Source organism: Peribacillus sp. NPDC097295 (assembly GCF_044761665.1).
In the GTDB taxonomy this organism is placed as follows: Bacteria; Bacillota; Bacilli; order Bacillales; family DSM-1321; genus Peribacillus.
On record NZ_JBIWCW010000019.1, the window covers coordinates 14,435 to 31,579 of the forward strand.

Here is a 17,145-nt window from a genome sequence, read left to right on the forward strand (position 1 = left end):
TGAATGATAAAGGAATGATATAGAATCATAAAGACAAAGAAGGAGGAAATACAAGATGCCATTGACTGAAGATATGATAAACGAGTTTGTTGGGGTGTATTCCGAAAGAATAGAGGGTCCAGATGAGGTTTGTAAACCAATGATTCGACATTGGTGTGAAGTGATGCAGGATACAAATCCATTATATGTGGATGAAGACTATGCTTCAAAAACAAAATTTGAAGGCATCATTGCTCCCCCAATGCAAGTGCAAGTTTTTACGATGAATCCACTCTGGCCAGAAGCCAAGCGGGAACCGCATTCGCAAGAACGATTACTTGCATTACTGGAAAAGGAAGGATATACGTCGATCGTTGCAACTGAACAGGGTCAAGAATATTTTGAACCGATCAAGTTAGGAGACCGAATATCCTATACCGTTTCAGTGAATAAGGTATCAGCAGAAAAGCAAACGGTTCGTGGACCAGGTTATTTTGTTACCTTTCTCTATACATTCGTCAACCAACGTGACGAACTAGTATGTAAACAGACTTTCACTATTTTAGTTTATAATGCAATTTCTAAATAATAGGAGGAAAATGAATGTCTATAACAAGTGCATCATCAATTAGTTGGAATGAAGTTGAGGTTGGGTATGAGTTACCGGTGCAAAAAAGGGAAATAACAGCGGCATTGGTAGTGGCAGGAGCTATTTCGGCAACACACGATTATACAGACGTACATCATGATTATCATGCAGCACGTAAAGCTGGTGCTGACGATGTATTTATGAATATTCTTACAACTAATGGATTGATTGGAAAGTACTTAACGGATTGGTGCGGACCAACCGGAGAACTCAAGAAAATTACAGTGAGGCTGGCTGTTCCCAATTATCCCGGTGATGTGATGTCAATTAGTGGCCGTATAATCAAAAAATATGAATCTGATAATAAGAAACTAGTAGAAGTAGAGTTTATCGGTAAAAATAAGCTGGGGAATCATGCCGTGGGCACTGCTGTCCTAGCACTAGATCATGTGAGGGGGTAATATTTGTGGAGAGTGTATCGGATAAAACTGCGATAGTCGGCATTGGAGCTACAGAATTTAGCCGTAACTGCGGTCGAAGTGAACTTCAAATGGCTTTAGAAGCCATTTTAGATGCAGTTGAGGATGCTGGACTTAAGGTTGAAGATATTGATGGAATGGTCAATTATACCCTAGATACTGCTGCTGAACAGGTTGAAATCGTTCGAGCATTAAGGATACCGAACCTAAGCTTTTTCAGTAAGACCCCTTATGGTGGTGGTGGAAGTTGTGGAACAGTTGCGCATGCGGTCGCTGCAGTTTCGGCAGGTTTAGCGAATTATGTGGTATGTGTACGATCGATTAGGGATGCTTCAGGGATAAAGTTTGGCGATTTTGAACCTACAAGAGTCTCAACTGATGTGTATATGGGGATGTATCACCCTTATGGACTATTAACCCCCGTTTCGTGGGATGGTATGTTTGCTCAGCGTTATATCCATAAATATGGGATAAAGGATGGGCAATTCGGTTCTATTGCATTGGTTAACCGCGAACATGCGAATCGTAATCCACATGCGATGTTCTATGACCGTCCTTTAACCATGGAAGAATATCTCGATTCACCAATGAATGTGGCTCCTTTACGCCGTCATGATTGTTGCTTAAGTACAGATGGGGCCGTTGCGGTAATAGTCACAACTGCTGAACGGGCAAAACACCTGAAGCAACGCCCAGCCTATATTTCTGGTGCAATCCAAGGGACTTCAACTAACGGGGAAGTCATGACTAGTTTCTATCGTCCTGATATAGCGGAGTTCCCTGAAATAGCGCAATATGGAAAAGACTTGTTTAAGATGGCTGGTGTAACGCCGCAAGATATCGATGTAGCTCAATTTTATGATGCTTTCAGCCCTTTGGTTCCTATGCAATTAGAGGCACTTGGCTTTGTGGGACCGGGAGAAGGAGTAGGGTTTTGTGAGGGAGGCGACCGAATTAGACTCGGAGGCGAGCTTCCCATCAATACAGCTGGCGGTCTAATGTCCGAAGGCTATCTTCATGGTATGAATCTTATCACGGAAGGTGTTCGCCAGATTCGCGGAACTTCAACCACACAAGTAGAGGATGCGGAGCTTACCTTGGTGACAAGCGGTCCAGGTGTTCCTTCAAGCGGTCTAATTTTAAAAAGGAGGTAGAGAGTATATGGTTCGTTACAATAAGGAATACCCAATCCCTAAACCTATGATGAGTGAGGATACAAAAGAGTTTTGGAAGATTCTCCTTGAAAAAAAAGAACTTCATATCCAAAGATGTAAGCGTTGCCAAATTTATATGCACCCACCGAGACCTATTTGTTACAACTGTAAAAAATTCGATATGGAGTGGGTACCTTCAAGTGGAAAAGGGACTATTTACAGTTACGTCGTTTACCACCGACCTGTACACCCAGGTTTTGAAGTTCCTTATGAATGTATTCTTGTTGAATTAGAGGAAGGGGTCCGCATCGTTTCTAATATGGTAGATTGTGAGCCTGATGAGATATATATAGGTATGCCTGTAGAAGCAGTGGTTGAACAAATTTCCGATGATCTTGTATTACCCAAGTTCAAACGTCAAAATACATGATAAAAGAGGTGGGATTTGATGGAGTTTGCTTTAAGTGAAGTTCAAGAGGTGTTCAAAAGCACAGCACAAAAATTCTTTAAAGAGAAATGTACGGTTTCTACTCTAAAGGAGTTTGAAGAAAGTAATAATGGTTATTCTATATCTCTTTATAAAGAAATGGCCGATTTGGGATTACTCGGATTAATAATCCCCGAAGAATATGGTGGAGCTGGTGGTAATTTAATGGATTTAGCCCTTGTGATAGAAGAAGCAGGGTATGCTACCCTGCCAGCCCCTTTTCTATCAACTATCTCGTATGGAGTGCTTCCCATTATTAATCATGGTACAGAAGCGCAAAAGCGTGATTTGTTACCTAAAATCGCAAATGGAGAGCTTATTTTCACAAGTGCTTTATCGGAGTCCCAAGCCCATTACAATCTTAAGCATATAACTTCCTTTGCAGACAAGAGGGGAGGAGAATATAGCCTTTCTGGGTCAAAATTGTTTGTTCCATTTGCAGATTCTGCTGATTATCTCCTAACTCTAGCCAGAACGAAAAAGAATTCGGGCGGAAGTAGTGAAGGATTAAGTCTCTTTCTAGTCAAAGGAAGCCAATCTGGAGTTCAAACTTCCTTATTGCCATCCATTGGATCTGATCGATTATTCGAAGTAGGCCTTCAGGAAGTGAATGTCTCAACCGGAGACATTCTTGGTGAAATAGACAATGGATGGATATTGACACAAAAAACAATACAGATGGCAACTGCTCTTCAATGCGTTGAAATGGCTGGCGTACTCCGTAGGGCCTTGGAAGTGACAAGAGATTATGTGAAAGAACGTATGCAATTTGGACGCACAATTGGTAGTTTTCAATCAGTCCAACACCGGTTGGCTGATATGTATACGATGGTTGAGGGAGGACAATTAGCTGCTTACCAAGCTATATGGAAATTGGAAGAAGGTGCTTCTGCAGAAAGAGAAATATCCATCGCCAAGACATGGCTTAGTATGAAAGGACAAGATGTTTTGGTGGGTGCCCATCAATTACACGGTGGAATGGGGCTCGACGTGGACTATCCCTTACAATTCTGTTTCCGTCGTTTTAAAAGTATGCAATTGAATCTTGGACCTGCTTCCATGCATTTGAAGAAGATCGGTCAATCTCTTACACAAAAATCAGTTACCGATGCATCACTTCAATATCTTAAATGAAAATGTTTGTACTCAATGATGAATATATGGTGTACAGCTCTAGTTGCAAACTAGAGCTGTGAATTTAATAATGTTTCCCTATGAAGATGAAGGGTGTGAAAAATATGAGGGAGCAAGCCCTTTCTGGCCTCAAAGTTTTAGACCTATCAAGAAATATTGCGGGACCATATTGTACTAAGATGTTGGCAGACTTAGGTGCCGAAGTAATAAAAATTGAACAGCCAGGAAAAGGTGACCCATCAAGAAAAGAAGGTCCTTTCCCCAATGATGAACCTAACCATGATGCAAGTGGGTTATTCGGGTATCTTAACAACAATAAAATAGGAATCACATTGGATTTAAAAAGTGAACGTGGAGTGGAAATCATTAAAACTCTAGTTAGGGATGCTGATGTTTTGGTGGAGAACTTCAGCCCCAGGGTCATGCCAAGTTTGGGGTTAAGTTACGACGTGCTTAAGGAAATAAATCCAAACCTAGTCATGACATCCATTTCAAATTTTGGACAGCAAGGAGATTATCGTGATTTTAAAGGTACGGAACTTATAACCCAGGCAATGAGTGGATTTGCGTATCAAATTGGAGATGAATCAAGAGAACCACTTAGGGCTGGAGGGGCATTAAGGATGATGGAGTACATTTCAGGAGCATTTGCAAGTATGTCAACACTCGCAGCAATTGCCGGAAGACGGAATGGAAACAAAGGAAAACATGTAGATGTTTCGATTACAGAATGCGCAGTATTACAAACTCCCTATCGTACAGTCCAAAATTCCTTTCCAAGTAGCCCGTCCATATTTACAAAGCGATATGTTACGTTACCAAGCATTGAAAAATGTAAGGATGGATATATTGGCATTAGCATCCTGACAGGCAAGCAGTGGCAAGATTTCTGTTGTATGACGGAAATGTATGATTGGGTTGAAGATCCGAGATTCATGGAATTATTCAATCGAATTAAACATAGGGACGAATTTCGCGGAAGAGTAGATAAATGGCTAATGGAACATACAAAGGAAGAAATCTTCAAACTAGGTGTTGAATGGAGAGTGCCAATCACTGCCATTCCGACATTTGGTGAGATGCTTGATTTTCCACAATATAAAGAGCGTGAATTCTTTGTTTCCGTCAATCATCCTATCATGGGTGAGGTGGTCCAGCCAGGGGCACCTTACCGCTTGTCTGAAACTCCATGGGAAATAAGAAAACCAGCTCCATTATTAGGAGAAGATAATGCATATCTCTTTGGTGAAATATTAGGATTTACAGAAGAGGAAATCCAACTGCTGGACAGAGAAGGAGTTATATAAGTAAATCATGTTGGATAAAAGGAGGAACTGAATCTATGTCATCCTTACCTTTGGAAGGAGTTCGAATATTAGACTTGACCATGTGGTGGTCGGGTCCGATCTGCACCTCGTATCTTGGTGCATTGGGTGCAGAAGTGATTAAAATCGAATCGGTGCAGCTCCCAGATGGATTCAGGTATTCCATGTCTACGCCAGGAGAAGATTGGTGGGAGTTGGGGCCTCAGTTTAATGGCGCAAATATGAATAAAGTGGGCATCACACTTAATTTAAATGACCCAGAAGGGATTACGCTATTCAAAGATCTAGTCACTAAAAGCGATGTGGTGATTGAAAATTTTACACCACGTGTCATGGAGAATTTCGGCCTCTCCTATGAAACCCTTTGTGAAGTCAATCCACAAATCATTATGATGTCTATGCCTGCATACGGTAAAACTGGACCTTATCGAGACCAACCAGGCTTCGCTTTCACTTTTGAAATATTGTCTGGTATCGCTCAAGTGAATGGTTACCGTGACGATAATCCCATGATTGTAGCAGGTGTAGCTGACGTAATCTCAGGTTTCCATGCTTCTAATGCGCTTTTAGCTGCATTGGAGTACAAAGCAAGAACAGGTAAGGGGCAATCAGTGGAAGTTGCGCAAGTTGAGGGTTGTGCTAACTTAATGGGTCAGCCAATAGCGGATTTCTCCATGAATGGACGAAATTGGGGGCGTATGGGGAATAGACAACCGAATATGTCACCCCACGGAATATATCGTAGCAAGGGGGATGATGCATGGGTGGCGCTTGCTGTCACTACAGAAGACGAGTGGCAAAGCTTCTGTGATGTCATAGGAAACCCTTCTTGGACAAACGATGCACGATTTCAAACTATGGAGGGAAGGTGCGAACACCAATCAGATTTGGATAGATTGGTAGAAAACTGGACAAAGGAATTAAATAATGAAGAGATAACAAATCTTCTGCAAAATTCTGGAGTGAGTGCAGGTCCTGTACTACATGTAGACGAGATAGTCGAAGCCCCATACCTAAAAGATATGTTTCAAACGGTTAGCCGGGAATTCACGGGTACACAAGATTTCCCGACATGGCCAGTTAAGTTTTCTGGACGACGCCTTGATCATCATACTCCGGCCCCCACACTTGGGCAACATAATGAGTACGTGTTAAAGGGTATTTTGGAATTAACGGAAGAACATATCGTTTCATTGAGAGAGAAGGATATTATCGGAGAGAAGCCGTTGACTGCAAGAAAAAAAATTAAATAAGAATTTTCCCTAAACGGGTAAAAGTAGGAGGTGGAGGATTTGTCACTTAAAATTGGAAGCAAATATGTTTGTGTAACATGCCAAAGCGAATTCATCGTAATTAAGGCAGCACCTGCAGATATGAAATGTTGTGGAAAAACTCTGGATAGTAAATAAACTAATTAAATCAACTAATATAGTCGGAAAATAAATACTATCATAAGTAGAGGTGAGTATCAGTGGCAAACCAACTTGGCAAAAGGATGGAATGTAAGCAATGCGGAGTTGAGATTCTATGTATAAAGGCAGGAGAAGGAACTATTCAATGCTGCAATAAAAATATGGATATGAAAAACCCGGTTGCCTTACCCACAGCTGATTAAAAAAATCTGAATGCTATTTTTAAAAAATGTAAAACGAAAAATCAATGGGTAAAAAAGCGAAATAATAATAGTAGACAATCATCGGATATTGGAAATTGAAGAAAGGCGTGTAAAGGCGATGTTTCAAAAATTGGAAAACGAGCTCTTGACAGGAATCCGGATTCTTGAACTTACAGAAGGTCCTTCTGGTGGATACGCAGGCCGGATGCTTGCAGTGAGTGGAGCACAAGTTACCAAGTTGTCGATGAAATCACAAGCGATTTCTTCTTTTCGGGATACCGACAAAAAAGTTTTGCAAGCTATGAATTATCAAGACCTGGATAAAATATTGGATCGTCTTCTTTGCGAATCGTGGGATATCATATTGTGGGATAGCCATGGATGTAATATGTTGGATCAAAAACTAACTACCTTCCTATCTGATTCAGAGTTCTGTAGTATTGGTGTTCGAATAGATTTTCCACAAGATATAGAGCAGGACGAAGAGCATGCTCTTCAAGCCATGGGAGGATGGATGGATTTAACTGGTGAACCATCCAGAACTCCTTTGGTTATTGGGGGATTTCCTGCTTCTTATCTTGTTGGAGCCCATGCTGCAACTGCTGGATTGCTTGCCTTTTTGGAGAAAAAGTGGACAGCTCGGGGACGCTTAGTTAAGGTGCAAGCGCTCACCATTGTCGTTAGTGCTCTAGAAGGAGCTTATTCTAATTACATTTCAACAGGGGCATCTAGAAGCAAATCAGGGAACCGACACCATTCATTATGTCCAATGGCTATCTTACCTGCCGCAAATGGCTGGGCGTTTGTGGGAGCCCCAGTGGATGAGAAGTGGGAATTGTTAGAGGAGTGGGCAGGAATATCCCATCGCTTAGAATGGTCTGATGCAAAAGGGAGAATTGCAGACTGTGATTGTTTGGAAGATTCTTTATCGAAGTGGACTTGCACAATGACTCAGGAGGAATTGTTCTTTACAGGACAAACATTCCGGATGCCTTTTGCTAAAGTCCAATCTCTTGAAGATGTGAAAAACTGTACCCAGCTAGCAGCCCGTCAATTCTGGTCGAATTCAAAGAGGATTAGTCTACCTTGGAAAATCAACTCCAACCCCAAACCATTTAAAAACGAGATTGGTAATGCTAAGAAGATATCATCTTGGAAAGAATTAAGAATCTTGGATTTAACAGGAATGTGGTCTGGTCCATATTGCACGCGATTGTTTGCAGATTTAGGTGCGGAGGTTATTAAAGTCGAGGCACCCCACCGTCCGGACGGTATTCGGTCAAATAAAGGTGCATCGTCCCCTTTTTTTAGAGAACTGAATCGGAATAAAACTGGGATTCAATTGGATTTACGATTAGAGTCAGATTATCAACTATTTCTAGATTTAGTTGCTACAAGCGATATCCTCATAGAAAATTTCAGCCCACGCGTTATGGCCAACTTTGGATTAACTAAGGAGAAATTATGGAGGTATAAACCTGACTTGGCAATTGTATCTCTGTCTGCTTTTGGCCAGACTGGTCCATATCGAGATTTTGTAGGATATGGCCCTACCCTGGAAGCCATGTCTGGGCTGGCGTCAATGACTTCTTATTCTAATGGCATTCCTTTTCTCCCTGGATTTTCCTTAACGGATTTAGGAGCAGGTATCCATGGTGCATTCGCCCTTGTTGCTTCCCTGATAAGGAAGGAAAACGAATGTACTGGATTACAAATAGATCTTTCTCAATATGAGGTAGCATGTCAGTTTACAGCTGATTATCTGATTAATGGTGAAATCCCCGCCAAGCAGAAAGAGCCTGTACATGTGAACAGTATTATAGATATAGTCAATTCAGGTCTATTAACCCCTTTTTCTTTATCTGGTGGAGATCCTGTACTTGGTTTACCTTGGGAGAGTAAAGGTTGGAATGCTTCGAAGTGTCCGCCCCCAGAACTTAATTCACGTGTCAGTGAATTGTTCGGTTAGCTTGTTCATTCATTTCATTAACTTGAAATAAACGAAAGGCAATACATGTGTCAATGTATTCGTTGTGGATGTTACATGATAGCGCATTCATATGGAGGAGGTTGAAACTTTGAAATATCATTATCTTAAGGTCTGGATTGAAGATCATATCGTGTACGTGATATTGAATGACGCTGAAAGGCAAAATCAATTCAATTCACAGCTGTCACAAGAATTAAAAAGCATTGCGCGTGAAATTATTGAAATGAATGACATTAAAGTCATTGTTCTCGGTTCCAGTGGTTCCGACTTTTCGATAGGGTTAGAGGCTCCATTTGAAACGGTGGTGCCAGAAAATGAATCCTATGGGACTGTTACTCTAGCAAGTGCAGCGATTGAAGAGTGGTCTCGTTTACCCTACCCAATCATTGCCGCTCTTGATGGTCAATGTTCTTCACTTGGTTTAAGTTTGGCTTGTGTTGCAGATATCAGGTATGCATCGGACAATGCTTTTTTTTCAGTTCCAGAAGTAACTTGGGGGTGCGTTCCGGCTGGAGGCATTACTCAACGTTTGCCGCGATTGATTGGTAAAGGTCCGGCAATGTCTATGTTACTTGGTGGAGAAAGGATAGAAGCATCCCAGGCACTAACACTTGGTCTAGTAAACAAAGTGATAAGCAGTGCCTCTTTGTGGGAAGAAACATGTAACGAAGCAAAGCGGCTAGCCAAACTATCCACTCTGTCGATGCAATTTACAAAGGAATGTCTCTTAAGAGGCAGTGAATTGCCATTGGAACAAGCTCTCCGTTTGGAACTTGACATTTATATGTTGCTCCAAACAAGCCATGACCGAATGGAAGGTGTCCAAGCTTTTTTAGAAAAGCGCCCGCTTCAATTTAAAGGAGAATGATAAAAATCAACCAATTGAATTTAGTAAAAGGGGTGGCTTATGGAATCTATCGATTCAGTAGTCCGTTTAGAAAAAGAAGGACCCATAGCTCTAATTACATTAAATCGTCCTGATCGTTTAAATGCATTCAATGTGGCAATGAGGGACCAATTATACGAAATAATTATGGCTATTCGAGATGACCCGACAATAGATGCTGCTGTATTATGCGGAGCGGGAAAGGGGTTTTGTGCGGGTGCAGATTTAACTGAATTCGGGACCCATCCTCCTGTATTAAGAAAACGGCAAGTTAGGCTACAAAGGGATTTATGGGAGGAAATTCGTCGTATGACCAAGCCGATTGCAGCGGCCTTGCATGGATTTTCAGTGGGATCGGGTTTAGAAATGGCTATGCTTTGTGATTTTCGTTTTGCAGCTCCTGGCACAAAATTGGCTTTACCTGAAGCACAATTGGGGATGATACCTGCAGCAGGAGGCACCCAGAGCCTTCCTAGACTACTACATCAAGGCTTAGCTTTGGATTTTGCCATGGGTGGTCATCGAATTACGGCAGAAGAAGGATATCTTAAGAAAATGATCAGCCGTATTGTGCCTAAGGATGAATTAATACAGTTCACTGTAGACTATATGCGGAAAGTTGTTGAACATAAAGCAAATTCATCAAGGGTAATTAAGTCCTTAGTTACTAATGGCTTGGATATGTCATTAGCTGAGGGACTGGCAAGGGAAAAAGTACTTATAGCGCGTACCTGGAATAAACACAAGTAGGAGATTAAAACACAAATCTCCTACTTGTGTTTATTGATTAATGCTTCCTGAATTCCATTGAAATCTTGTTTGCGGTATCGAGAACTAGATTGATCAATTCTTCTCTTCTTTCAGGTGTCATGCGTGTCATAGGTAGATATATTCCTAATGTGGCGGCGGGTTCATCAGCAAGTCCCCAAATAGGTGCAACTATACCCGCAGTTTCAGAATCGTATTCTCCAAAACTGGTGGAGTAACCTGCGTTTCGGATTTTTGTCAATTCAGTTTTCAATTGTTCAGGATACACCGTATTTTCAGGTGTGGAATTATGTAAAAAGGTCCTTTTGAAATAGTTATCAATATCATCCGGGGACATGAATGCCATAAGTAATTTACCAGTAGCGCTATAATATAAATCCATTTCATCATTTAAGGGAATTGTAACCTTCATGGGATGGGAGCTATTGACCCCTAATAAGAAGATGTTCTTATTTCCTGATCGAATAGATAAATAGATGGACTCAGTTGTATGTTTAGCCAGCTCCTGAATGAACGGCTGAGAAACGGTAATAATATCGTTCACTTGAAATTTTCGAATCAATTGAAAGAGGATAGGACCTGGATAATATCGCTTTGTTTTCGAATCCTTGACCAAAAATCCCCGATCTGCCATTGTGGCAGCCAATCGGAAAGCAGCGGTTTTACTGATGCCAGTTTCCCTTTCCACATCTACGAGTCCTATAGAATCATATTTTAGAAACAAAGTGAGCAGTGATATTGCATTATCTACCGTACTTAATCGATGTATGGTCTTATTTGAAGACATGTATTCCTCCATTAATCTATTCTGTCTTATTTTCTTAGACGAGCATGTAACTGGCTTTAATTATTTTTATAAGCTAGAGATAGTTCAATTATACTATAGTCTAAATATTGTGACAAACTGATAAATCAGCGTTTATTCTTCTGCAGCAAGTTTTTATAAACTAATATCCCGCGTATCCAAGTGCAAAGAACATGTATGTCAACTAAACTATCAACCTTACAAGTAAGCGGATTTTGATCTAATGCTATTATATCGGCCTGAAAACCTGGCCGAATCATTCCCTTTTTTTTCTGCCAACCAGCAGCTAAGGCAGCTCCAGTCGTATACAATTTTAATGCTTGCCAACGTGAGGTTTTTTCACTCGTCCCTAATGTTTTCCCTGATGAAGTAGCACGGGTGCAAGCGGTTTGAATACCAATCCAAGGATTAAAAGTAGCGACCGGGGCATCCGAACCAGCTGCCATCGGGATTCCATTTGAAAGTAGGCTATTCATTCTGTATAGCCAACTATGTTCTGAAATCTCCACCTCGGAAAGATAACGGTCGCCATGGTCATGAACCAGGCTTGGATTTGTAACTACGATTATATCTAATTCTGAAATATCCGGTAAAAAAGCTTCAGGGCAAAGGCTGAGGTGCTCGAGTCTATGTTGGATTTTTTCTTGAGGAAATAGATCAGTCGCATGGCGAATTGCCTCTAAAGCAGACCAGACCATTTCAGGATCCACAACGTGTATGGCCAAAGGCACACCACGAAGAGTAGCCTCGATAGCCAGTCGTGAGAGTTCAAAGGAGTCTGGATACAGTTGTGGCAGAGATTCCATTACGACCTTGATTGGTCCCATTTCCAATGCATTGGAAGATTCAAGCGTTTTATTATTTTTAAGGAAATTTTTCATAATATCATAATTCTTCATTTCAGTCATCATTTGAATCGCGATTACCCAATCACTTTCCATTTGCCTAGACCAGAACTTTAAGTCAAATATACTGTTTGTCGGAGTAGCATCTTGTACCGACGTTATACCTTTACTAAGTAGTTTGGTTTGTAAATTCTGTGCCCCGATATGCAGTTCTTTGGAGGTGAGAGGGGGAATCACATCTTGGGATAACCAAGCATCCCCTCCATAAATAAGACCAGTGGGAGTTTTCGTATCAGGATCTCGTTCCACAGTGATTCCTATCGGTTCGGAAAATTCTGTCCCTATTCCCGCTAGTTCGAGAGCCTTACTATTCAGGATGGAAGCATGCCGGGTCACATGTCGTAAACGAACGGGATGATTTGTAGTAGCTTTATCTAAGTCCCAACGTGTCGGATACCGTTTATCTGTTTGGTGAAAAAAATCATATCCGGTTGCGCGAATCCATGATCCTACGGGAAGAGACTTAGAGCGTTCCCGAATGGTTAGAATGATGTCTTCGATGTTTGTTACATCTTCTCGCCCACAAGGAACGGAGAGATTTTGACTTATCTGAGCACGCAAATGGCAATGGGCATCAATGAGTCCTGGTAAAATTGACATTCCATTTCCATCGACTCGTTCACCGCCAGGAGCTAATGGCCAATTTTTATTATCATCGTGTCGGATAAGTTCTAGTATCTTGCCGTTTGATATGACAACTCCCTTGGCATAAGGACAAAGCGGATCCATTGTGATTACCGAAACATTTTCAATTATTAGGTCGGCGGGAACCATGTGAGACATAAATCAAAACCTCCGTCCTTTTATTAGTTTTATAAAAGATACCTGATCACATTAATATACCATATTTTAGAAGATTGATGAGGTTATCTTTGAAGAGTATCTTCAGCCAATAATATTAATACCATTTAGAACTATAGGAGGAGAAGAGTATGAGATTAAAAGATAAAGTGGCTTTAGTGACTGGTGGATCATCAGGTATTGGACGAGGAATCTGTCATGCTTTTGCGAAAGAAGGAGCATCTATATTATTTGTAGGTTTGAATGAACAAAAAGGAAAAAATACTGAGAGAGAATTATTAGAATTAGGTTGTGAGGCGAAATATATTCAAGCAGATTTAACAGATAGAACCGTTTTACCAAACTTAGTAGAGAAAACAATTGAATATTTCGGTAAATTGGATATATTAGTAAATAATGCTCATGCTTCAAAAAATGTGACTTTTGAAGAAACGACTGAGGAAATAATGGATTTATCATTTGATACAGGATTTTGGCCAACATATATTTTAATGAGGAGTGCCTTGCCCTATTTAAAAGAGTCTAAAGGGAAAATCATTAATTTTGCTTCTGGAGCAGGGCTTGAAGGATTAAGCAAACAAACATCATATGCGGCAGCTAAAGAAGCCATTCGTGCGATTTCTCGTGTGGCAGCTAATGAATGGGGAAGGTATGGCATCAATGTCAATATAATTTCCCCTTTAGCAAATTCACCCGGAATCGAACGCTGGCATGAAAACAACCTCAACTCTTATAACAAGATGATAGAAACCATTCCACTTAGGCGGCTGGGTGATTGTGAGAACGATATTGGCAGAACGGCAGTGTTTCTTGCAAGTAGCGATGCCGATTATATCACAGGTCAAACTCTTATGGTAGATGGTGGATCGGTCAAGGTTAGGTAAGCATAAATTAGACCAGTTGCCTTTGAAATAGAACCGCTTCAATTAGTTGAAGGGAGTGTAAGAATGATTAATAGGATGACTGACCAAATTTATCAATTAAAAGTACCCATTCCCTATGATATGGGGCATGTTAATTCCTATTTAATAAAAGGGGAGGATGGTTTAACAATAGTTGATACTGGGGATTACACGGAGGAAGCCATAATGTTATGGACTAAAGTGCTTTCAGAAGACATACCAGTAAAAAAGCTGGTATTGACACATTGTCACCCAGACCATGTTGGTTTAGCTGGATGGTTTCAGAAGCAATTCAACATGCCAGTATGGATGTCAGCAAATAGTTATGAAGAGTTGCTAAGGATAAGAACGTCCTTCGAAGAGCAAAAATCATCCACTTCGCATACATCCTTACTATATTTACATGGGCTACCTACTTCCACGAATCAGGATAATGAATTTAATAGGATGAAATCCTATGAATTCGAACCTAGTCATCTCTTTGAAGATCATGAGAAAATTAAACTTGGAGATACAATCTTTGAAACGATATGGACTCCAGGACATTCTCCAGATCATTTTTGCTTTTATAATCATCAAAATGGGATTCTCTTAGCAGGCGATCATATTTTGAATGATATAAATCCAATTGTTATGTCCCAAAGCATTGGAGATAATCCATTAAAGGATTATCTCCACTCCCTTGATAAAATCAAAGAATACCCTACCCGATTTGTACTTACAGGACATGGTGAACCAATAACAAACCTATCAAGACGAATTGAAGATATGAAGATACATTACCAGAAGAGATGGAAGCAGGTATATGAATCAATTCTTGAACAAGGAAGTAGCGCCTATCAAGTGTCTCAAATCATATACGGTAAAGAACTCTCACTTCACCGCTCTATGTCTGCTTTTATCCAAACTATTACAAATTTGGTTTATTTGGAGTCTATCGGGAATGTAAAGATGGAACAACATGGTGGAAGGGTATACTTTTATCAAAACTAAAACTGTATAAACAGAAACTCTTACAAAGTTTTCATGTCACTAAGTAAGAGTTTCCAGAGTATGATTTCTTACTAGTTCTGCTTACCTTTCCCTTTAGTATCCTAAAAGTTGTTGTGGTCTCAGGTGTAAGTTACATCGTTCAAATGAAGGAGAAAAAATATTTTTATGGAATATAAAGTGTAAGGTATAATTAGGATTTTTTATATGACTTCTTGTTATTAATAGTAAATAACGGCTTAAGTAAAATAGGAGGTCTTCATGCAGAAAAATATACACGGTATGGAAAACCTAACAATGGAATCATCTAGCCAATCGGATGGTACTATGCATCGTTTCCCCTGGTCAGATAAAATAAAGAACTTTTTGGTACTTTGCATTTATGAACCAAACAACCAATATTATGATTTTAATAAAACTTTCAAACTACATAAGCTAAAAGGTTCGACTGGTTTTCAAATGTTCAAAGAGGGCATGAATACATCTTTTGTAATTTGGGAAGAGGCGTATAAGGAAAATGAAGAACTGTTTTTCAAGTTAAGGGTTGCCGCACGAAATGAAACGATTTCGCAAATAGCCCAAAATATTGTTTTTTACCTTATAAGTAGATATGAAAAAATCGCTTCAAAAAGTGACACTATTTTATATGATAAACAATTAATTGAAGATGCCATTTATCAAATGGAAAATAAATTGAAAAAAGATACTTTCTTGGCTAAGGAGTCTGTTTGGCATGATTTTTACAGCTGGTTTAGGCTTCGAATAAAAGAATGGGTTCTTGAAGAAATACTCAATTTAATAGGCTTTAATGAGCTGGAAAGTCTTGATGATGATGAACTGAATAAATTATTCTATCATCATCTTACTAATAATTTTGCTAAAGAAACCGGTTTTGTATCGAAAATGATATATCTAGTAAATGGTTATGTACAAGAATGGGTTAAATTAATCATCATTCAGTTCAATTTAGAATCTTGTTCTATTGAAAGAATAGAGGAGCTTCTTTGTTTTAAAAAAGATTTCTGTCCTACAGCTGATTTATTATTAACTAATATCAGGGATTTCTCTTCAAGTTTTACTATCCATGATCATCTACTGGTGATGAATAATGCTCCGTATCAATCTGTCAGAGACGCCATTTATAAAAAGAACTTTCAAAAAGTCGGAAAGACCCCCTGGCCATCCACTCCTATCTTAAGAGGCAACACGGAAGGTTTTATACAAATTATACCTAAAGCCAGTCACTCCTTACATCTCAATCAGAGTCTAGTCGAGGAAGCATGGGACCAAGTACAGTTATTGTCGGACGCGGATGTGGATGTATTCGATGCACTTTGTAGCCTTTTTTTATCTAAGGCCAGGCATAACGAAGATATTATAGAAATTTATTTGAATGATTTACTTTCCATTAGAGGGTTAAAACCAAAACTTGGTGGAGATGGGCGAAGAGGGGGATATGAAGCAAAGCAACGAGAGCAAATCTTGAAATCGCTTACAAATATTCAAAGCATATGGATTAACATCCATAAATCCGTCGTCTATGAAAAAGGTAAACCTGTCCATACAATGTTACAAGGACGGACATTTATTTTTAAAAATCATATGGGTGAAGAATACTCTATTTCTGAAAAAACATGCAAAAAAAAGATAACGTTTACAATTGATGAAGTTTTCGCTAAATTCTTGAATGGTTCTGGAAGGCAAGTTGCACTTCTTTCAATTAAAGCGTTGCAATATAATCCGTATAAACAGCTTTGGGAGAAACGACTTACAAGATATTTAAGTTGGCGTTGGAGGACACAAGCTAGAAAAGGAACCTTCTTGCAACCGAATAAAACAAGTACATTATTGGAAGCAATCGGTGAAAAGCTGAATACCCGTACACCATCACGTACTAGGGAACGTTTCGAAAAGGCACTGGACATATTACTTGAAGATGGCGTCATCGCCTCATGGCATTATGAGAAGTGGGACGAATCTATTGCCGATTTTAAGGGGTGGGCAAATATATGGTTAAATTCTATGATATTAATAGAACCCCCTGAAATTATTAAGGATCAGTACCGTTCAATCGAGAAAAAACAAAAAGTTCAAATAGAAGGCAATCATGGGCAACTTAAATCTACTAACCAAAAGAAAAGTGAACAATTAGGTGAGCTCATAAGAATGACCAGAAAAAATCTTAATCTTACTTTATTTCAATTGGCAGAAGAACTGGAAGTTTCCGCTCCTTATGTGAGTAATATTGAGAGAGGAATAAAAATTCCATCCAATAAAATTCGGATGAAAATGCTTAAATGGTTGGAAAAACATGAAAAGCAGTAGGCTGGTAATAT

The 17,145-nt window shown here is 39.7% G+C and carries 16 protein-coding genes; 14 read left to right on the plus strand and 2 right to left on the minus strand.

Features of this window, described 5'->3' with window-relative positions:
* The first annotated feature begins 55 nt into the window (after positions 1–55).
* From ACIQXN_RS19055 to ACIQXN_RS19105, 11 genes are all read left to right on the plus strand, one after another.
* Positions 56–568: an FAS1-like dehydratase domain-containing protein gene (locus ACIQXN_RS19055; protein ID WP_402970294.1), complete on the plus strand. Its 513-nt coding sequence runs from the start codon at positions 56–58 to the stop codon at positions 566–568.
* Between the two features lie 14 nt (positions 569–582).
* A complete protein-coding gene (locus tag ACIQXN_RS19060; protein WP_402970297.1) occupies positions 583–1,029 on the plus strand; it encodes a hotdog family protein in 447 nt (148 codons plus the stop codon).
* A gap of 5 nt (positions 1,030–1,034) precedes the next feature.
* Positions 1,035–2,201: a thiolase C-terminal domain-containing protein gene (locus tag ACIQXN_RS19065; protein ID WP_402970299.1), complete on the plus strand. Its 1,167-nt coding sequence runs from the start codon at positions 1,035–1,037 to the stop codon at positions 2,199–2,201.
* Between the two features lie 7 nt (positions 2,202–2,208).
* Entirely contained in the window at positions 2,209–2,631 is a 423-nt protein-coding gene (locus tag ACIQXN_RS19070; RefSeq protein ID WP_402970301.1) for a Zn-ribbon domain-containing OB-fold protein, read from the plus strand.
* A gap of 18 nt (positions 2,632–2,649) precedes the next feature.
* Positions 2,650–3,822 (plus strand): acyl-CoA dehydrogenase family protein, encoded by a 1,173-nt coding sequence (locus ACIQXN_RS19075; protein WP_402970303.1) that lies wholly within the window; start codon positions 2,650–2,652, stop codon positions 3,820–3,822.
* Between the two features lie 104 nt (positions 3,823–3,926).
* On the plus strand, positions 3,927–5,129 hold the full coding sequence (locus tag ACIQXN_RS19080) for a CaiB/BaiF CoA transferase family protein (protein ID WP_402970305.1): 1,203 nt from the start codon (positions 3,927–3,929) through the stop codon (positions 5,127–5,129).
* Between the two features lie 35 nt (positions 5,130–5,164).
* Entirely contained in the window at positions 5,165–6,400 is a 1,236-nt protein-coding gene (locus tag ACIQXN_RS19085) for a CaiB/BaiF CoA transferase family protein (RefSeq protein WP_402970307.1), read from the plus strand.
* Between the two features lie 218 nt (positions 6,401–6,618).
* Positions 6,619–6,762 (plus strand): hypothetical protein, encoded by a 144-nt coding sequence (locus ACIQXN_RS19090; RefSeq protein ID WP_402970309.1) that lies wholly within the window; start codon positions 6,619–6,621, stop codon positions 6,760–6,762.
* Positions 6,763–6,880: 118 nt separating this feature from the next.
* Complete coding sequence (locus tag ACIQXN_RS19095) at positions 6,881–8,731, plus strand: CoA transferase (RefSeq protein ID WP_402970311.1); 1,851 nt, start codon at positions 6,881–6,883, stop codon at positions 8,729–8,731.
* A gap of 109 nt (positions 8,732–8,840) precedes the next feature.
* Entirely contained in the window at positions 8,841–9,620 is a 780-nt protein-coding gene (locus ACIQXN_RS19100) for an enoyl-CoA hydratase/isomerase family protein (RefSeq protein ID WP_402970315.1), read from the plus strand.
* Positions 9,621–9,659: 39 nt separating this feature from the next.
* Complete coding sequence (locus tag ACIQXN_RS19105; RefSeq protein ID WP_402970319.1) at positions 9,660–10,388, plus strand: enoyl-CoA hydratase/isomerase family protein; 729 nt, start codon at positions 9,660–9,662, stop codon at positions 10,386–10,388.
* Between the two features lie 37 nt (positions 10,389–10,425).
* On the opposite strand, the gene ACIQXN_RS19110 is transcribed toward ACIQXN_RS19105, so the two are convergent.
* Both ACIQXN_RS19110 and ACIQXN_RS19115 read right to left on the minus strand, forming a co-directional pair.
* Positions 10,426–11,193 carry an IclR family transcriptional regulator gene (locus tag ACIQXN_RS19110; RefSeq protein WP_402970322.1) on the minus strand — a complete coding sequence of 256 codons (768 nt, stop codon included), beginning with the start codon at positions 11,191–11,193 and terminating at the stop codon, positions 10,426–10,428.
* Between the two features lie 125 nt (positions 11,194–11,318).
* Positions 11,319–12,899, minus strand: coding sequence for an amidohydrolase (locus ACIQXN_RS19115; RefSeq protein WP_402970325.1), 1,581 nt, complete (start codon positions 12,897–12,899; stop codon positions 11,319–11,321).
* Positions 12,900–13,048: 149 nt separating this feature from the next.
* Between ACIQXN_RS19115 and ACIQXN_RS19120 the strand changes: the two genes are divergently transcribed.
* From ACIQXN_RS19120 to ACIQXN_RS19130, 3 genes are all read left to right on the plus strand, one after another.
* A complete protein-coding gene (locus ACIQXN_RS19120; protein ID WP_402970328.1) occupies positions 13,049–13,801 on the plus strand; it encodes an SDR family NAD(P)-dependent oxidoreductase in 753 nt (250 codons plus the stop codon).
* A 63-nt stretch (positions 13,802–13,864) separates the two neighbouring features.
* The gene (locus ACIQXN_RS19125; RefSeq protein ID WP_402970331.1) at positions 13,865–14,812 is read left to right on the plus strand and encodes an MBL fold metallo-hydrolase; all 948 of its coding nucleotides are present in this window, start codon (positions 13,865–13,867) and stop codon (positions 14,810–14,812) included.
* A gap of 258 nt (positions 14,813–15,070) precedes the next feature.
* Positions 15,071–17,134, plus strand: coding sequence for a helix-turn-helix domain-containing protein (locus ACIQXN_RS19130; protein WP_402970334.1), 2,064 nt, complete (start codon positions 15,071–15,073; stop codon positions 17,132–17,134).
* The last annotated feature ends 11 nt before the right edge of the window (positions 17,135–17,145 follow it).

What these genes read in the sequence shown, in the direction of transcription:
- ACIQXN_RS19095 (WP_402970311.1), top strand. Translation starts at nt 6,881, where the DNA reads ATGTTTCAAAAATTGGAAAACGAGCTCTTGACAGGAATCCGGATTCTT.
- ACIQXN_RS19060 (WP_402970297.1), top strand. Translation starts at nt 583, where the DNA reads ATGTCTATAACAAGTGCATCATCAATTAGTTGGAATGAAGTTGAGGTT.
- ACIQXN_RS19110 (WP_402970322.1), bottom strand. Translation starts at nt 11,193, where the DNA reads ATGTCTTCAAATAAGACCATACATCGATTAAGTACGGTAGATAATGCA.
- ACIQXN_RS19105 (WP_402970319.1), top strand. Translation starts at nt 9,660, where the DNA reads ATGGAATCTATCGATTCAGTAGTCCGTTTAGAAAAAGAAGGACCCATA.
- ACIQXN_RS19080 (WP_402970305.1), top strand. Translation starts at nt 3,927, where the DNA reads ATGAGGGAGCAAGCCCTTTCTGGCCTCAAAGTTTTAGACCTATCAAGA.
- ACIQXN_RS19120 (WP_402970328.1), top strand. Translation starts at nt 13,049, where the DNA reads ATGAGATTAAAAGATAAAGTGGCTTTAGTGACTGGTGGATCATCAGGT.
- ACIQXN_RS19130 (WP_402970334.1), top strand. Translation starts at nt 15,071, where the DNA reads ATGCAGAAAAATATACACGGTATGGAAAACCTAACAATGGAATCATCT.
- ACIQXN_RS19125 (WP_402970331.1), top strand. Translation starts at nt 13,865, where the DNA reads ATGATTAATAGGATGACTGACCAAATTTATCAATTAAAAGTACCCATT.
- ACIQXN_RS19070 (WP_402970301.1), top strand. Translation starts at nt 2,209, where the DNA reads ATGGTTCGTTACAATAAGGAATACCCAATCCCTAAACCTATGATGAGT.
- ACIQXN_RS19085 (WP_402970307.1), top strand. Translation starts at nt 5,165, where the DNA reads ATGTCATCCTTACCTTTGGAAGGAGTTCGAATATTAGACTTGACCATG.
- ACIQXN_RS19075 (WP_402970303.1), top strand. Translation starts at nt 2,650, where the DNA reads ATGGAGTTTGCTTTAAGTGAAGTTCAAGAGGTGTTCAAAAGCACAGCA.
- ACIQXN_RS19115 (WP_402970325.1), bottom strand. Translation starts at nt 12,899, where the DNA reads ATGTCTCACATGGTTCCCGCCGACCTAATAATTGAAAATGTTTCGGTA.
- ACIQXN_RS19055 (WP_402970294.1), top strand. Translation starts at nt 56, where the DNA reads ATGCCATTGACTGAAGATATGATAAACGAGTTTGTTGGGGTGTATTCC.